This window comes from Nocardioides sp. (genome assembly GCF_047607365.1).
In the GTDB taxonomy this organism is placed as follows: domain Bacteria; phylum Actinomycetota; class Actinomycetes; order Propionibacteriales; family Nocardioidaceae; genus Nocardioides.
Genome location: NZ_JASGDD010000191.1, coordinates 1 through 16,006 on the forward strand (window position 1 = coordinate 1; position 16,006 = coordinate 16,006).

Sequence of the window (16,006 nt, forward strand, 5' to 3'; positions counted from 1 at the left end):
GCCGTGGACGACGGCCCCGCCGTCCGCGCCGCCCGTCGGCTGATCGACCGCGGCGTCCCCGTCGACCCCGCCGCGCTCGCCGATCCCGGCACCGACCTGCGCCGCCTCCTGCGCGGCTGACCGGTCCGCTACGCGGTCCGCACTACTGTTGCGCGCGTGGGCGTGGTGGGGTCACTGGACCGGGGGCAGCGGCGGTTCCCGCCGGTGGGGTTCCCGCTCGGGGTGATCTACAAGTTCTTCGACGACCAGGGCAACTACCTGGCGGCGGTGGTCACCTACTACGCGTTCATCGCGATCTTCCCGCTGATGCTGCTCGGCACCTCGATCCTCGGCTTCTTCCTGCAGGGCAACCCCGATCTCCAGGAGAAGCTGCTCGACTCGGCGCTGAGCCAGTTCCCGATCATCGGCACCCAGCTCGGCCAGCCGGAGTCCATCCAAGGCTCGACGGGCGGTGTGATCGCGGGTTCGCTCGCCGCGACGTACGGCGCCATGGGGCTCGGACAGGCCATCCAGAACACCCTCAACACGGCCTGGTCGGTGCCGCGCAACAGCCGGCCCAACCCCTTCCTGCTGCGGCTGCGCTCCCTCGTGGTGCTCGCGACGGCCGGCGTCGCGGTGCTCGCGATCTCGCTGGTGTCGACCCTGGGCGCCAACACCCAGCTCTTCGGCGGCGAGGTGGCGGGCATGGTGCGCTGGCTCATCGCGCTCGCCACGGTCCTGCTGGTCGGATCGATGCTCACCGTCCTCTTCCGGCTCGGCACCGCCCGGGATCACCCGCTCAAGTCGGCGGCGCCCGGAGCCTTCACCATGGCCGTGCTGTGGCAGATCCTGCAGTGGGGCGGCGCGGTCTACGTCGACAAGGTGATCAACGGGGCCTCGGGGATGAACGCGACCTTCGCGACCGTCCTCGGTCTCATCGCCTTCATCTACATCGCAGCGGTGATGGGCGTGCTGTCGATCGAGGTCAACGTGGTGATCGTGCGCCACCTGTGGCCGCGCGCCCTGCTGACGCCGTTCACCGACGCCGTCGACCTCACCGACGCCGACCGGCGCGCCTACGCCTCCTACGCGCTGATGAACCGGCACAAGGGGTTCCAGACCGTCGCGGTGAGCTTCGACGGCCGTGACGGCGGCACGCACGAGATCGTCATGGACCCGAGCTGGGCGCGCAAGCCCCACCGCCGCAAGCGCGACCCGGACCCGTTCGGGGTCACCGAGCCGGACCCGCACTCCCCGGGCGGCCACGAGCACCTCGCCGAACGGGACCTGTGAGCCATCCTGTGACCGAGGTGTGACCGCCGGCTCATCGCGGGCGCCCTCCCCGGGGAGTAGGGTTGATCGCTCGGTCGGTGACACTGCCGGCCGAGGTGGGGACGCAAAGGGACTTCTCTGTTGAGTGACCAGCAGTCGCAGGAGTCGCGGGAGATCGCGACCGAGCAGGCCTTCGTGGACCGGGTCTACGTGCAGCTCGAGGCGTCGGCCCGCAACGCCGAGGCCATCGCCCGCGAGGGCCACGCGCGCGGCGGCCTCGGCCACGAGGGCGGGCTCGTCGAGCGGGACGCGATGCTCTTCCAGGCCGCCAAGCGGATCGCCCAGCTCGACGCCGCCCACGAGGGCCTGGTCTTCGGCCGGCTCGACCTCGACGCCGAGCTCGACGACCAGCCGCGCTACATCGGCCGGATCGGCCTGCGCGACGACGACCGCGACTCGCTCCTCATCGACTGGCGCGCTCCTGCCTCGGCGGTGTTCTACCAGGCCACGGCGGTCGACCCCCGTGGCGTCGTACGACGTCGCGTGCTGCGCTCGAAGGGGCGCGACGTCATCGGGGTGGAGGACGAGCTCCTCGACGCCGAGGCCTACGCCGGGCGCGAGGAGGAGCTGCCGATCATCGGCGAGGGCGCCCTGATCGCCCAGCTCTCCCGTGCCCGCGACCGTCAGATGCACTCCATCGTCGCCACGATCCAGGCCGAGCAGGACCAGGCGATCCGCGCGCCCGGCCGCGGCGTGGTGACGATCTCCGGCGGCCCCGGCGTCGGCAAGACCGTCGTCGCGCTGCACCGCGCGGCCTATCTGCTCTACACCGACCGCCGGCGCTACGAGTCGGGCGGCGTGCTCATCGTCGGGCCGTCGGGCGTCTTCATGAGCTACATCGCGCGCGTCCTGCCCTCGCTGGGCGAGACCGCGGTGGCGCTGCGCTCCCTGGGCGAGGTCGTCGACGGGCTCAAGGCCTCGCGGCACGACGACCCGGCGGTGGCGGCGGTCAAGGGCGCGGCCCGGATGGCCGAGATGCTCCGTCGCGCCGCCCGCCAGGCGGCGCCGGGAGCGCCGCGCGAGTTCCGGATGTTCTACCGCGACGACGTGCTCACCCTCGACGGCCGGCGTCTGGGCGAGCTGCGACGCCAGCTGTTGAGCCAGGGCCGGCGCAACCGCCAGCTGCCGCGCGTCGCGCAGACGCTGCTCGACGCGCTGTGGCGGCAGGTCCGCTCCGAGCGCGGCCGGGAGCGCGGCCGGGAGTCGTTCGAGGACGAGCTGCTCGGCGACGACCGGTTCCTCGACTTCGCCGCCGCCTGGTGGCCGCCGCTCGACGCGCCCACCGTCCTCGGGTGGCTGCGGGACGCCGAGTTCCTCGCCCGGGTCTCCGACGGCGTCCTCAGCGCGGAGGACCAGCGCCTGCTGCTCAAGTCGTGGGGCGACGCCTCGTCGCTCTCGGTCGAGGACGTGCCGTTGGTCGACGAGCTCCGCTACGCCCTCGGCGACCTGCCCGAGAAGCCCGCCGACGAGAGGGACGTCGATCCCGAGCTGGGCATCAACGTGGCCGAGCTGCTCACCGCCTCCGACCGCGAGTTCGCGACCGGACCGGGCTGGCGCCCGCCGACCCACCGGATCGAGGACGACCCTTACGCCCACGTGCTCATCGACGAGGCGCAGGACCTCACCCCGATGCAGTGGCGCATGGTCGGCCGCCGCGGGCGTACGGCGTCGTGGACCATCGTCGGCGACCCGGCGCAGTCCTCGTGGCCGGTGCCCGCCGAGTCCGCCGCCGCCCGCGCCGAGGCGCTGGACGGCAAGGAGATCCACGCCTTCCACCTCACCACCAACTACCGCAACAGCTCGGAGATCTACGACTTCGCCGCCGCGTACGCGGAGCGCGTCGGGCTGGACGCCGACCTGCCCACCGCCGTGCGCTCGACCGGAGTCGAGCCCGTGGAGATCACGGGCGTCGCCGACGGGGAGTCGCTGGAGGCGGCGACGCGTGCCGAGGTCGTGCGGCTCGCCGGCGAGGTGGGCGGCACGGTCGGCATCGTCGTCCCCGTCGCCCGGCGCTCGGAGGTCAACGCCTGGCTGGCCTCGTGGCCCGAGCTGGCCGCCGACGCGCCCTCGGCCCGGGCCGCCGCGGCCGACGCCTCCGCCACCCCGTCCGGGGACGACCGCGTCGTCGTCCTCACCGGCCTGGACACCAAGGGTCTCGAGTTCGACGCCATCGTCGTCGTGCGCCCGCAGGAGATCGAGGACGAGTCGGCCACCGGCCGCGCCACCCTCTACGTCGTCCTGACCCGCGCCACCCAGCTGCTGACCACGATCTCCTGACCGCGGCGCGGCGCGGCGCGGCACGGGGACGCGGGCGAGGCGGATCACGGCGTACGGTGAGGGCCATGGGCTCTCGGCGCGTCACGCTCGCGGACGTCGCCGAGGCCGCGGGCGTCTCGCGGTCGACGGCGTCCGAGGCGCTGTCGGGGCGGGGGCGGATGTCCGAGGCGACCCGGGCGGCGGTGCGCGAGGCGGCGGCCCAGCTCGGCTACCGGCCCAACGCGCTGGCCCGCGGGCTGCGCACCGGTCGCACCTTCTCGATCGGGCTGCACCAGCTCGCGGGGGCCGACGCCTTCGCGACGCAGTACGTCCGGGACTTCGTCGGCGGGGTGATGCTCGTGGCGAAGGAGCGCGACTACGACCTGATGTTCCTCTCGGCCCACCCGGACAAGCCGCGGCCGAGCCAGCCCCAGGTCGACGGCATCATCATCGCCGACCCGATCGCCGACGACCTCCGCGCGCTCGAGCTGCTCGCGTCCGGCGCGCCGGTCGTCGCCGCCGAGCAGTTCCCGGCCGGCATGCCCGGCTCGCCGGTCATCCGGATCGACTCCACCCGCCTGCTCGAAGGTCTGCTCGACCACTGCTTCGCCGCCGGCGCCCGCCGCCCGCTCATGGTCGCCCCGGACGCCAACTCCGGCTGGGGCGTCCTCATGCGGAGCGCGTACGTCGCGTGGTGCGCCGCCCGCGCGATCGAGCCCGTCCACGTGTCGATCGCCTTCATCGACGGGTTCGAGGAGGACGAGGCGGAGATGATGGAGCAGCTCCTCGCCGTACGGCCCGACGCGGACCTGGTGATCGTGCCCACCGAGTTCGCCGCGCTCGCGGTCGTCGGGTCGCTGCGCTCACGGGGCGTCCCGATCGGCGCCGACGGCGTCCAGGTCGCCTGCCTGGTCGAGGCCGGCGTGCTCGAGCACCTCGCGACGCCGGTGACCTCGATCGACCTCCACCCGCGCATCCTCGGCGCCGCCTGCGCCACCGCGCTGATCGACCACCTCGAGTCCGGCACCCCGATCCCCGACCTCACCCTCGTCGAGGGCAGCCTGCGCCTGCGGGAGTCCACCGGCGTCCCGGCCCGGTAGCTGCCGGCGAAGGGGATCCGAGGCACGGCCCAGGAGCTTCACCAGCAGTGCGGGCCCGTCCGGAATCCCCTCACGCCTCGACCGCGAGTCCGCCCACCGCGGCGAGCACCAGCACGCAGCCGAGGACGGCCACCCAGGTGAGCCGCTCGCCGAGCACCGCGGCCGCCAGCACCGCGGCGGTCACCGGCTCCAGCAGCGACGCCAGCGTGGCGGCGGCCGCCGGCACGGTGCGCAGCCCCGCGTAGAGCGCCAGATAGGCCAGCCCCATCGTCGCCACGCCCAGGTAGAGCAGCCACGCCGCCACCGGCAGCGAGTGCGGCAGCAGCGGGCTCCCCCCGAGCGAGGGGAGCCCGGCCAGCAGCAGCGGCGCGAGGACGACCGCGCCCGCCAGCGTCGACCCCGCCGCCAGCGTCGTCGGCCGGGTCTCGCGGGCGAGTGGCTCGCCGATCAGCGTCGTCAGCGCGTACGTCGTCCCCGACGCGATCGACAGCAGCACGCCCCACGCGGGATGCGGACCGAGCGAGTCGCCGCCCGCAAGGCAGACCAGCGCCAGCCCGGTCAGCGCGACCAGCATGGTGACCAGCCGGACTCGCGACGGCGGGCGGCCCCGCCGCACGGCGTCCCACGTTGCCAGCAGCACCGGCGCGATCCCGAGGCTCACCATCGTCGAGACGGCGACGCCCACCTGCGTGACGGCCACGAAGTAGAGCGCCTGGTAGGCACCCGTCGACCCGCCGACGGCGAGCACGGCGAGCGGGTGCCGGCGTACGAGGACGCGGAGGTCGGTCAGCGTGCGGCCCGCCGCCAGCACGAGCAGCATCGCCGCGGCCCCGAGCAGCATCCGCTCCGAGGAGAGCACCAGCGGAGAGAACGGCTCGTCGCCGTGGTCGGGACTGCGGATGAGCTGGACGACCAGCCCGCCGGTGCCCCACAGCACGCCGGCGAGCGCGACCTGCAGCAGTCCGATCCGCACGGGCCGCACTCTAGGGAAATCCCGTGGACGACGATCGTTAGGGTTCTCCCATGACTGCCACCACCTCTGCCCGGGAAGCCATCGAGGCGATCCAGGGGCACGAGGCGTGGGCGCTCATCCGGCGCAGCACCCGGGCGGGGGAGCGGGAGTCGATCGGCGCGCTCGGCGGCAGCAGGTCGACGGTCGACTCCCTCATGGACATCCCGCTCGAGACGGGCGTCCCGGGTGACGGTCACGTCGCCGACCGGCTGGTCGCGGTGCCGTTCCGGCAGGTGGCCGAGCGCGGCTTCCAGGCCCACGACGACGGCACCCCGCTGGTCGTGGTCGACGTCGAGACGGAGTTCGAGCTCGCCGTCGCCGACGTGCTCGACGCGCTGCCCGACACGGATTTCACGTTCAGCGACCGCGGCGGCTTCACCATCGACGACGCGTCGTACGAGAAGATCGTCGAGCAGATCATCGAGGACGAGATCGGCCAGGGCGAGGGCGCCAACCTCGTGATCGGCCGGCACTACCGCGCGGTGATCGCCGACTGGGACGCCGCCAAGGCGCTCACCGTCTTCCGCCGCCTCCTGGAGCGCGAGCGCGGCGCGTACTGGACCTTCCTCTTCTTCACCGGCGACCGCTATCTCGTCGGCGCGACGCCCGAGCGTCACGTCAGCATGTACGGCGGCGATGTCCGGATGAACCCCATCTCCGGCACGTTCCGGCTCCCGCGCGAGCTCGAGGCGGAGACCGCCGAGGAGGCCGCCGCCCTGCTCAAGCCCCAGCTCCTCGACTTCCTCCGGGACGAGAAGGAGATCTACGAGCTCTACATGGTCGTGGACGAGGAGCTGAAGATGATGTGCGAGATCTGCAACGAGGGCGGCCAGGTGCTCGGCCCGTTCCTCAAGCCGATGTCACGCCTCATCCACACCGAGTACCTCCTGGCGGGACGCAGCTCGACCGATCCGCGCGCGGTCCTGCGGGACACGATGTACGCCGCCACCGTCACCGGATCGCCCGTGGAGAACGCCTGCCGGCTGATCAAGGAGTACGAGCCCGAGGGCCGTGGCTACTACGCCGCCGCCCTGGCGATCTTCGGCCGGGACTCGTCCGGCGCCCCGGTCCTCGACAGCCCGATCGTGCTCCGCACGGCCGACGTGTCGGTCGACGGCCACCTGAAGGTGAGCGCCGGGGCGACGCTCGTGAGGGACTCCGATCCGGCGTACGAGGTCGCGGAGACGCACGCCAAGGCGGCCGGCATCCTCGGCGCCTTCGGCCTCGTCCCGCCCGCGCCCGCCGCGTCGCGGCTCGGCGTCGCGGAGGTGGTCACCGACGAGGACGTCCTCATCGAGCTGAACCGCCGCAACCGCCGGCTCTCGCAGTTCTGGCTGACCGACCAGGCCGGCTCCGACCCCGACCCGCGGCTCGCCGGGAAGCACGTCGTCATCCTCGACGGCGAGGACGACTTCGTGAAGATGATCCGCCACATCCTCGGCGTCTTCGGCATGACCAGCGAGGTGGTGCGGCACGAGGACTACACGCCGTCGGCCTTCGACGGAGCGGACCTCGTCATCGTCGGCCCCGGCCCCGGGGACCCCCGCGACGACACCGATCCCAAGATGGGCCAGCTCCGCGCGGCCGTCGCTCACCTGCTCGAGGAGCGACGCCCGTTCCTCTCCGTCTGCCTCGGCCACCAGGCGCTCTGCCATCAGCTCGGCCTGCCGCTCGGGGTCAAGGACATCGTCTTCCAGGGCACCCAGTCGGCGGTGCCGGTGACGCTCGGGGGCCGGACTCGGACCGAGCGGGTCGGCTTCTACAACACCTTCGTGGGGCGGGTCCCCGAGGGCGGCCTCCCCGAGCGCGTCACCGTCGACACCGATCCCGAGACCGGCGACATCCACGCCCTCCACGGCCCGCACTTCGAGGGCATCCAGTTCCACGCCGAGTCGATCCTCACCGAGCGCGGCTTCGACCTCCTCCACGACCTCGTCAGCACCCTCCTCCTCGACGGCTGACACGTAGCCTCGGGGCATGGAGCCCGGACCCACCTGGCTGGCACGCGCGTCGCACAGCCATCTCTTCCCCGGAGCGCGGCTGCGGCCCGAGCCCGGCTCGCCGCCGCTCGGCGCGGGTGAGGGGCTGATCCTCTTCTCCGACGACAGCCAGGCCGACGCCACGCTGGACGGATCGGTGCTCTCCGTCGGCGAGCACACCACGCTCAAGGGCACGGCGATCGGGCCGGCCGCGTGGGAGGTCGAGCTGGGCGGGGGCGACCAGCCCGCCGTCGTACGCCGTCGGGTGCTGCCCGGCGTGGCACGCTGAGACGCATGGCCCTCTCCCTGCGCGGCATCGTGCTGGACACCACCGACGTGCCGAGACTCGCGGAGTTCTATCGCGAGCTGCTCGGCTGGAGCTATCCCGACGGGTTCGATCCCGGCCCCGAGGACTTCGAGGACTGGCGCACCATCGTGGGGCCGAACGGCGAGCGGATCTCCTTCCAGCTCGCCGACGAGGTCACGCCGACGACCTGGCCGGACCCGAGCGTGCCGCAGCAGCTCCACCTCGACTTCCGCGTGGACAGCGTCGAGGAGCTCGCGGCGGAGCACGCCCGGGCGATCGGGCTCGGCGCCGTCGTACGCTCCGACGAGTCCGAGGACCCCGAGGAGCCGCTGCGCGTGTACGTCGATCCCGCCGGGCACACGTTCTGCATCTTCACCACCCTCGCGGACTGACGCTCGCTGGATCGATCCATTAGCGTGGGATCCATGGCGGTTGTCCCCGACGAATCCGTGGCTCCTCACGTCATCGTGCTCTTCGGAGCGACCGGTGACCTGGCGCGCCGCAAGCTGCTTCCCGGCCTGCTCCGGCTGCACGAGGCAGGCCTGCTCACGAGTGCCCAGATCATCGGGACCTCCCTCGACGACCTCGACGACGAGGCGTTTCTCAAGCTGGCCCGGGCGGCCTGCGAGGAGTTCGGCAAGGGCGAGATCACCGACGCCCGCTGGGCGCCGTTCGAGGCGATGCTCTCCTACATCCCCACGACCAGGGGAGCCGCCGCGCTCAAGACCCTCGTGGAGGAGAAGCGCAGCGAGCTCGCGAAGGCCAACCACCTCAAGAGCCCCGCCGACGTGCGCCTCCTGCACTACTTCTCCGTGCCGCCCAAGGCCGCACTCGTCGTGATCAAGGAGCTCGAGGAGGCCGGGCTGGTCGAGAAGGCGCGGATCATCATGGAGAAGCCGTTCGGCACCGACCTCAAGAGCGCCAAGGCGCTCAACGCGGCCGTGCACGAGGTCTTCGACGAGGAGCAGATCTTCCGGATCGACCACTTCCTCGGCAAGGAGGCGGCGCAGAACATCCTCGCCTTCCGGTTCGCCAACGGCCTCTTCGAGCCGATCTGGAACCGCAACTTCATCGACCACATCCAGATCGACGTCCCCGAGACCCTCGGCCTGGAGGGGCGGACGGCCTTCTACGAGTCGACCGGCGCCTACCGCGACATGGTGGTGACCCACCTGATGCAGATCCTTGCCTTCGTCGCGATGGAGCCCCCGACCTCGCTGGCGCCGGGGCCGATCGGCGACGAGAAGAACAAGGTCTTCCGCTCGATGCGGCCCATCGACCCGATGCACAACGTGGTCCGCGGCCAGTACAGCGGCTACCGCGGCAAGGAGGAGGTCGCGGACGACTCCGACACCGAGACCTTCATCGCGCTCAAGGTGATCATCGACAACTGGCGCTGGAGCGGCGTGCCGTTCTTCCTCCGCACCGGCAAGAAGATGGCCGAGGGGGCGCGGATCATCTCGATCGCGTTCAAGGAGCCCCCGCTGACGATGTTCCCGGCCGGCTCCAACGCCGGCGCGGCGGGCCCGGACCACCTCACCTTCGACCTCGCCGACCAGTCCAAGCTCTCCCTGAGCTTCTACGGCAAGCGGCCCGGCACCGGCATGAAGCTGGAGAAGCTCTCCATGCAGTTCGCCACCGAGGACACCACCTCGGCACGCGGCGTGCTGGAGGCCTACGAGCGGCTCATCTTCGACGCCATGCGCGGCGACCACACCCTCTTCACCACCGCCGACGGCATCGAGACGCTCTGGGAGGTCTCCCAGCCGCTGCTCGACGACCCGCCGCCGGTGCGGCTCTACGCGCCCGGCTCGTGGGGGCCCAACGCGATCCACCAGCTGATCGCGCCGCACACCTGGCGGCTGCCCTTTGAGCGCGCCTGGCGCGAGAAAACCAGCGTCACGACGCGCTGACGGCGCGTTTGCGTCGTTGCGGCCCCTCGCGGCCGCTCCGCTCTCAGGCCGCCTTCGTGGCCGCGCCTCGCGACCGCGCGCGTCAGCACGCCGTGAACGACGCGCTGAGAGGGGCTCGGAAAACCTTCGGCATTCCTCAAGCCGGCTCTAAGCAGGCACTCAGCGACTCATGGCAATCTTTTATCTGTGAACGCCATCGCCGCTGCTCCGAAGCCCCGCGCCCTCGTCGTCGACGACGACAAGGCCGTGCGTGAGTCCCTCCGCCGTTCCCTCGAGTTCAACGGGTACGACGTCGCGCTGGCCGAGGACGGCGCCGAGGCGCTCGCGGTGATCGGCGCGGCCAAGCCGGACGTCGTCGTCATGGACGTGATGATGCCGAGGCTCAACGGCCTCGAGGCGACCAAGGCGCTCCGGGCGGCCGGCAACGACGTGCCCATCATCGTGCTCACCGCCCTCGACGCGGTCGGCGACCGGGTCGACGGCCTGGACGCCGGGGCCGACGACTACCTCACCAAGCCGTTCGCGCTGCCGGAGCTCCTCGCCCGGCTGCGGGCGCTGCAGCGCCGGATCGCGCCGCCCGCGGAGGGCGACGACGAGGAGGTGCTGGAGTTCGCCGACCTGTCGATGAACACCACGACCCGCGAGGTCACCCGTGCCGGCCGCGGCATCGAGCTCACTCGCACCGAGTTCACCCTGCTGGAGATGTTCCTGCGCCGCCCGCGCCGCGTGCTCGACCGCAGCTTCATCCTCGAGGAGGTCTGGGGCTACGACTTCCCGACCACCGCGAACTCGCTCGAGGTCTACGTCGGCTACCTGCGCCGCAAGACCGAGGCCGAGGGCGAGACGCGCCTGATCCACACCGTCCGCGGCGTGGGCTACGTGCTGAAGGAATCGTGAGCCTCCTCCACCCGGAGGAGCGCTGGCACTTCCGGCGCTCGCTGGCCGCCCGGGTCACGATCCTCACCACCCTCGCGGTGGCGCTGGTGGTCGCCGCCCTCTCGGTGCTCGTCTACGTGGTGCTGCGGATGCAGCTCACCCACAACCTCGACGAGTCGCTCGAGGACCGTGCCCGGCAGGCCGCCAAGTCGTCGGCGCTCCAGCAGATCGTCGGCGGCTACAACCAGGTCCCCGCCTCGGCGCTCGGCGCCGCGGACGTCCGGATCGCGTTTGTCTCCAGCACCTCCAGGCGGGTCTTCATCCCCGACATCGACACCGGCGGTGCCTTCCCGGAGCTCTCCACGCCCGAGTACGAGGTCGCCACCGGCGCGTCGAAGTCATCCATCCGCACGATCTCGACCGACGACGACACCTACCGCGTCGTCGCCGTGCCCACCGGCGGTCCCGACGGCCAGGCGCTCGTCCTCGCGCAGTCGCTGGAGTCGCAGGAGCACATGCTCCACCGGCTGGGCATCGTGATGATGCTCTGCGCGGTCCTGGGCGTCGCGATCGCCGGCGTCTTCGGCTGGCTGGTGGCCGCCAACGGCCTGCGGCCCGTACGCCGACTCACCTCGGACGTCGAGGAGATCGCCCGCACCGAGGACCTGACGCCTCTCGAGATCGAGGGCGACGACGAGGTGGCCCGTCTCGGCACCGCGTTCAACGGCCTGCTCGTCGCCCTCGGAGCGTCCCGCGACCGGCAGCGCCAGCTCATCGCCGACGCCGGCCACGAGCTGCGCACCCCGCTCACCTCGATGCGGACCAACATCGACCTGCTCACCCAGGCGGACTCCGTGATGAGCGGCGACCAGCGCGAGGAGCTGCTCGGCGACGTACGCGCCCAGATGGAGGAGCTCACCAAGCTCATCGGCGACCTCGTCGCCCTCGCCCGCGAGGAGCAGCAGGAGATCGCCGTCGGGCCGGTCGAGCTGCACGAGGTCCTCGACCACGCGGTGTCGCGCGTGCGGCTGCGCGCCCCGAGCGTCCTCTTCGACGTCCGCGCCGACCCCTGGTGGGTCGTCGGCGAGGCCCCCGGCCTGGAGCGCGCGGTGACCAACCTGCTCGACAACGCCGCGAAGTACAGCCCTCCCACCGGCACCGTCCACGTCACCCTGCGCAACGGCACCATCACCGTCGACGACGAGGGCCCCGGCATCGCCGAGGCAGACCTGCCGCACGTCTTCGACCGCTTCTACCGCTCCGCGGAGTCGCGCGCCATGCCCGGCTCGGGCCTGGGGCTCTCGATCGTGAAGCAGACCGCCGACCGCCACGGCGGCACCGTCTCCGCCGGCCGCAACCCCGTCGGCGGCGCCCGGATGACGCTCCATGTCCCCGGCGCCCCCACTCCCGTCCCCGCCGGGGCCCCGGCCTGATCCACTCCGGTCTCGCTCGCTCCGGCCGGAATGCGCCGTCTCCGCCGTGGAAGACTGGCCACATGACGTGGTTCGAGTCGCCTGACGATGCCCGCGAGCGCCTGCAGGCGACGGGATATCTCGCGAGCGGGGCGATCGCGCTGACGGCGTACCTCGCGGGAGCGCTGGAGAAGCCGGTCCTCATCGAGGGCCCTGCCGGGGTCGGCAAGACCGAGCTGGCCAAGGCGATCGCGCAGGCATGCGACGCCGAGCTGGTCCGGCTGCAGTGCTACGAGGGGCTCGACGAGGCCCGCGCGCTCTACGAGTGGAACTACAAGAAGCAGCTGCTCCGCATCCAGGCCGCCGGCTCGGACCAGGAGTGGAGCGAGACCCACGACGACATCTTCGCCGAGGAGTTCCTGCTCACCCGCCCGCTGCTCACCGCCATCCGGCGCGAGGAGCCGACGGTGCTGCTCATCGACGAGGTCGACAAGACCGACGTCGAGGTCGAGGGGCTCCTCCTCGAGGTGCTGTCGGACTTCCAGGTCACCATCCCCGAGCTCGGCACCGTCACCGCGACCCGCCGGCCGTTCGTCCTGCTCACCTCCAACGCGAGCCGCGAGCTGAGCGAGGCGGTGAAGCGGCGCTGCCTCTACCTGCACATCGACTACCCGGACGCCGAGCGGGAGAAGGCGATCATCACCGCCCGCGTCCCCGGCCTCTCCGACAAGGTCGCCGCCCAGCTGGTCCAGGTCGTCGCGCGACTGCGGGAGATGGAGCTGAAGAAGTCCCCCTCGATCGCTGAGTCGATCGACTGGGCGCGCACCCTCATCGCGCTGCAGATCGCCAACCTGGACGACCAGGTCATCGACGACACCCTCGGCGTGGTGCTCAAGCACAGCTCCGACGTCGCCCGCGCGGCCCGCGAGCTCAAGCTCGGCAAGCCCGACCGCAAGCTCACCAAGTGGAACTGAGGCGGCGCTGACATGTCGCTGCTCGACCGGCACATCGCCTTCCTCGAGGCGCTCCGCCGCGCAGGCATGCCGGTCTCGCTCGCCGAGGACCTCGACGCCGTCGCGGCGCTCGGGCTCGTCGGCTGGGGCGACCGCGACCAGGTCCACGACGTGTACGCCGCCACCCTGGTCAAACGCTCCAGCCAGGCCCCCACGTTCGAGGAGCTCTTCGACCTCTACTTCCCCCGGGTGGTCGGCACCCGCCCGAATGGGGCCTTTCCTCCCCCGAATGGGGCCCCGGATCAGCCGAGTGGGGCCTTCGACCCTGCCGAGTGGAGGCCCTCGTTCGACCAGATGACGGCGGAGGAGGCCGCGGCGGCGCTCGACGCGTTCCGCGACCAGCTCACCGACGCGCTCGCGAGCGAGGGCGGAGCGAGCCAGCAGCAGCGACAGCTCGCCTCCGAGGCGGTGGGACGGTTCGGCTCGATGCCGGGCCGTGGTCCCGGCATGTCCAGCTGGTCGTCGTACACGGCGCTGAGAAGGCTCGACCCGGGCGAGATCGAGCGGCGGCTGACCGAGGCGCTCACCGCCCGCGGCTGGCCCGAGGGCGAGGCGGCCGGCGCCGCCGGAAGGCGGGTGCGGGAGTTCCAGGGACTGGTCGAGGCCGACGCCCGGCGGCGGATCGCCGAGGAGAAGGGGCCCGACCAGATCGCCAAGGTCACCGTCCGTCCGACGATCGAGAAGCTCACCTTCCTCCACGCCCGCAAGGCCGACGTGGAGGAGCTGCGCCGCCAGCTCTACCCGCTCGCCCGCAAGCTCGCGACGCGGATGGCCAGGCAGCAGCGCGCCCGGCGCCGCGGCCCCCTCGACATCCGCCGCACGATGCGGGAGTCCATGTCGTACGGCGGGGTGCCGGTCGACACCCGGCACCGGCCCAAGCGCCCCCACCGCAACGAGCTCGTCGTCCTCTGCGACGTCAGCGGCTCGGTGAGCCACTTCGCCACGTTCACCCTGCTGCTCGTGATCGCGCTGCGCGAGCAGTTCTCGGCGGTGCGGGCGTTCATGTTCGTCGACGACGTGGTCGAGGTCACCGACGCGATGCGACCCGGCGCCGACCTCGTCGAGACGATGGAGGAGCTGACCGCGCGGGCGCAGTTCGCCGCGACGATCGGACGGACCAACTACGGCCGCGCCTTCAGCCTCTTCGCCGACAAGTACCCCGACGCGGTCGGCCCCAAGAGCGCCCTGCTCATCCTCGGCGACGCGCGCTCCAACTACGCCGACCTCCACGTCGACGTCCTCCGCGAGCTGGCCGGCCGAGCCCGGCACGCGTGGTGGCTCAACCCCGAGGTGCGGATGCAGTGGGACGTCGGCGACTCCGCCGCGACGCCGTACGGCGCCGTGGTGCCCATGGTCGAGTGCCGCAACCTGGAGCAGCTCACCGAGTTCGTGCACCATCTAGCCTGATCTCATGCTGGTCGCGTTCTCCGTCGCCCCGACCACCGCCGACGAGTCCGGCTCGGTCGCCGAGGCGGTCGCCGCCGCCGTACGCATCGTCAAGGAGTCGGGGCTCCCGTGGGAGCTGACCTCGATGTTCACCACGATCGAGGGCGAGTGGGACGAGGTGATGGACGTGGTCAAGCGGGCCACCGAGGCCGTCGCCGCCGTCTCGCCGCGGGTGAGCCTGGTGCTCAAGGCCGACATCCGGCCTGGCCACACCGGCCAGCTCACCGCGAAGGTCGAGCGCGTCGCCCGCCTCCTCGACTGACCACTCACGCGGCGACGGCGGCCCGCCCCGTCGGTGGGCGAGTCTCGCGCTCGCCGGCGGGCTGAGGCAGGTCAGGCGGCCGGGAAGTCGGCGCGGAGCGCCTCGAGCAGATGGTCGGCCTCCACCATGTCCGAACCGTCGGCGATCGCCCGTTGCTGGGCGACGCATCGTCGATGCCAATCACCAGTTGACGAACGTGTCTCACTCGCGGGTGACGGTCCACGTCTGCGACGTCGACTCGGCCTCCCCGAGGAAGGGCTCGAGGGCGGCGAGGGCGTCCCGGATCGCCGGGTCCGGCGAGGCCCCGGCGGCCTCGGCGCCGTGGACGTAGTGCTCCACGCCGTGGCTCGCCAGCGGGTCGGTGAGGCCGTCGTCGAAGGTGACCGTCGTCCGCCCGGGACCGTCGGTGTGCCTCGCGCCGTCCAGCCGCGGGACGAGGTCGCCGTCGTTCTCCAGCGCGAGCAGCCTGGTCCCTGCGGGCAGGTCGCGGTCGCCGATCGGCGAGCCCGCGGTGACGACGTCCGTGATCGCGTACGGCGTCCGCAGCCGTGCCACCTCGACGGCGGCCATCCCGCCCTGGCTGTGACCGACCATGAGCACCGGCTCTCCCGAGCGGATGCCGCTCGCGGCCATCGCCCGCAGGATCCCGCGCTCGTAGGTGGTCGCCTCGCCGAACCGGATGCCGAGGTTGCCCGGGAGGCCGCGCACGGCCCGGCTCCACGGCGCGAAGGAGTCGGTGCCCGGCGCGTAGACGATGTGGCGGCGTCCGCCGGAGGGGTCGGTGAGCGTCTGGACCTCGATCACTCCGTCGGGCAGCCGGTTCACAGCGCCGAGCCTGCGCATGAGGTCGGCGAGGTCCCGCGGGCTCCCGGTGACGGGGGAGGGCGCTGCGGCCGTCACGCCGGCGTCCCCCTCGGTCGCGGCGAGGAGCCGCCCGGAGGCCTGGAGGTTGCCGCTGCCGGGCGTGAGCAGCCACGTCCGGCCGGCGACGCCGGCAGCCACCTCCGCCGCCGGGCCGGCGAAGGAGATCGCCTCGTCGGCCGCGTCGAGGAACGCGAGCGCCGAGCGCACCTCCAGGGCGGTCCGGCTCGCCTCGACGGCCTGGGCGCCGAGCGCGCC

Annotated in this window: 15 protein-coding genes; 13 read left to right on the forward strand and 2 right to left on the reverse strand. The window is 72.2% G+C overall.

Annotated elements, in window-relative coordinates; genetic code table 11:
* The first annotated feature begins 3 nt into the window (after positions 1 to 3).
* The 4 genes from QM572_RS14785 to QM572_RS14800 all read left to right on the forward strand — a co-directional run bounded on the left by QM572_RS14785 (position 4) and on the right by QM572_RS14800 (position 4,667).
* On the forward strand, positions 4 to 120 hold the full coding sequence (locus QM572_RS14785) for an oxidoreductase C-terminal domain-containing protein (RefSeq protein WP_415094445.1): 117 nt from the start codon (positions 4 to 6) through the stop codon (positions 118 to 120).
* A 36-nt stretch (positions 121 to 156) separates the two neighbouring features.
* The gene (locus QM572_RS14790; protein WP_415094424.1) at positions 157 to 1,272 is read left to right on the forward strand and encodes a YihY/virulence factor BrkB family protein; all 1,116 of its coding nucleotides are present in this window, start codon (positions 157 to 159) and stop codon (positions 1,270 to 1,272) included.
* Between the two features lie 120 nt (positions 1,273 to 1,392).
* The gene (locus QM572_RS14795) at positions 1,393 to 3,588 is read left to right on the forward strand and encodes a HelD family protein (protein ID WP_415094425.1); all 2,196 of its coding nucleotides are present in this window, start codon (positions 1,393 to 1,395) and stop codon (positions 3,586 to 3,588) included.
* 65 nt (positions 3,589 to 3,653) lie between these two features.
* A complete protein-coding gene (locus QM572_RS14800; protein ID WP_415094426.1) occupies positions 3,654 to 4,667 on the forward strand; it encodes a LacI family DNA-binding transcriptional regulator in 1,014 nt (337 codons plus the stop codon).
* Between the two features lie 70 nt (positions 4,668 to 4,737).
* On the opposite strand, the gene QM572_RS14805 is transcribed toward QM572_RS14800, so the two are convergent.
* A complete protein-coding gene (locus QM572_RS14805) occupies positions 4,738 to 5,640 on the reverse strand; it encodes a DMT family transporter (RefSeq protein ID WP_415094428.1) in 903 nt (300 codons plus the stop codon).
* A gap of 50 nt (positions 5,641 to 5,690) precedes the next feature.
* On the opposite strand from QM572_RS14805, the gene QM572_RS14810 reads away from it, so the two are divergent.
* The 9 genes from QM572_RS14810 to QM572_RS14850 all read left to right on the forward strand — a co-directional run bounded on the left by QM572_RS14810 (position 5,691) and on the right by QM572_RS14850 (position 14,887).
* On the forward strand, positions 5,691 to 7,640 hold the full coding sequence (locus QM572_RS14810; protein WP_415094429.1) for an anthranilate synthase family protein: 1,950 nt from the start codon (positions 5,691 to 5,693) through the stop codon (positions 7,638 to 7,640).
* 16 nt (positions 7,641 to 7,656) lie between these two features.
* On the forward strand, positions 7,657 to 7,947 hold the full coding sequence (locus tag QM572_RS14815; RefSeq protein WP_415094430.1) for a hypothetical protein: 291 nt from the start codon (positions 7,657 to 7,659) through the stop codon (positions 7,945 to 7,947).
* 5 nt (positions 7,948 to 7,952) lie between these two features.
* Positions 7,953 to 8,357, forward strand: coding sequence for a VOC family protein (locus QM572_RS14820; RefSeq protein ID WP_415094431.1), 405 nt, complete (start codon positions 7,953 to 7,955; stop codon positions 8,355 to 8,357).
* Positions 8,358 to 8,390: 33 nt separating this feature from the next.
* Positions 8,391 to 9,878, forward strand: coding sequence for a glucose-6-phosphate dehydrogenase (gene zwf / locus QM572_RS14825; RefSeq protein ID WP_415094433.1), 1,488 nt, complete (start codon positions 8,391 to 8,393; stop codon positions 9,876 to 9,878).
* Between the two features lie 195 nt (positions 9,879 to 10,073).
* On the forward strand, positions 10,074 to 10,775 hold the full coding sequence (locus QM572_RS14830; RefSeq protein ID WP_415094447.1) for a response regulator transcription factor: 702 nt from the start codon (positions 10,074 to 10,076) through the stop codon (positions 10,773 to 10,775).
* Positions 10,772 to 12,187 (forward strand): ATP-binding protein, encoded by a 1,416-nt coding sequence (locus QM572_RS14835; protein ID WP_415094435.1) that lies wholly within the window; start codon positions 10,772 to 10,774, stop codon positions 12,185 to 12,187. Before QM572_RS14830 ends, QM572_RS14835 begins: the two co-directional genes overlap by 4 nt.
* Positions 12,188 to 12,249: 62 nt before the next feature.
* Complete coding sequence (locus tag QM572_RS14840) at positions 12,250 to 13,140, forward strand: AAA family ATPase (RefSeq protein ID WP_415094437.1); 891 nt, start codon at positions 12,250 to 12,252, stop codon at positions 13,138 to 13,140.
* A 12-nt stretch (positions 13,141 to 13,152) separates the two neighbouring features.
* Positions 13,153 to 14,586, forward strand: a complete 1,434-nt coding sequence (locus QM572_RS14845) for a VWA domain-containing protein (protein WP_415094439.1) — start codon at positions 13,153 to 13,155, stop codon at positions 14,584 to 14,586.
* A gap of 4 nt (positions 14,587 to 14,590) precedes the next feature.
* Entirely contained in the window at positions 14,591 to 14,887 is a 297-nt protein-coding gene (locus QM572_RS14850) for an MTH1187 family thiamine-binding protein (protein WP_415094441.1), read from the forward strand.
* A gap of 201 nt (positions 14,888 to 15,088) precedes the next feature.
* Here QM572_RS14850 and QM572_RS14855 read toward each other — a convergent pair.
* Positions 15,089 to 16,006, reverse strand: a 918-nt coding sequence (locus tag QM572_RS14855; protein WP_415094443.1) for a hypothetical protein, incomplete at its 5' end; no start/stop codon positions are given.

Coding starts and splice junctions, on each gene's coding strand:
- QM572_RS14815 (WP_415094430.1), top strand. CDS start 7,657: ATGGAGCCCGGACCCACCTGGCTGGCACGCGCGTCGCACAGCCATCTC.
- QM572_RS14840 (WP_415094437.1), top strand. CDS start 12,250: ATGACGTGGTTCGAGTCGCCTGACGATGCCCGCGAGCGCCTGCAGGCG.
- QM572_RS14820 (WP_415094431.1), top strand. CDS start 7,953: ATGGCCCTCTCCCTGCGCGGCATCGTGCTGGACACCACCGACGTGCCG.
- QM572_RS14810 (WP_415094429.1), top strand. CDS start 5,691: ATGACTGCCACCACCTCTGCCCGGGAAGCCATCGAGGCGATCCAGGGG.
- zwf (WP_415094433.1), top strand. CDS start 8,391: ATGGCGGTTGTCCCCGACGAATCCGTGGCTCCTCACGTCATCGTGCTC.
- QM572_RS14850 (WP_415094441.1), top strand. CDS start 14,591: ATGCTGGTCGCGTTCTCCGTCGCCCCGACCACCGCCGACGAGTCCGGC.
- QM572_RS14800 (WP_415094426.1), top strand. CDS start 3,654: ATGGGCTCTCGGCGCGTCACGCTCGCGGACGTCGCCGAGGCCGCGGGC.
- QM572_RS14845 (WP_415094439.1), top strand. CDS start 13,153: ATGTCGCTGCTCGACCGGCACATCGCCTTCCTCGAGGCGCTCCGCCGC.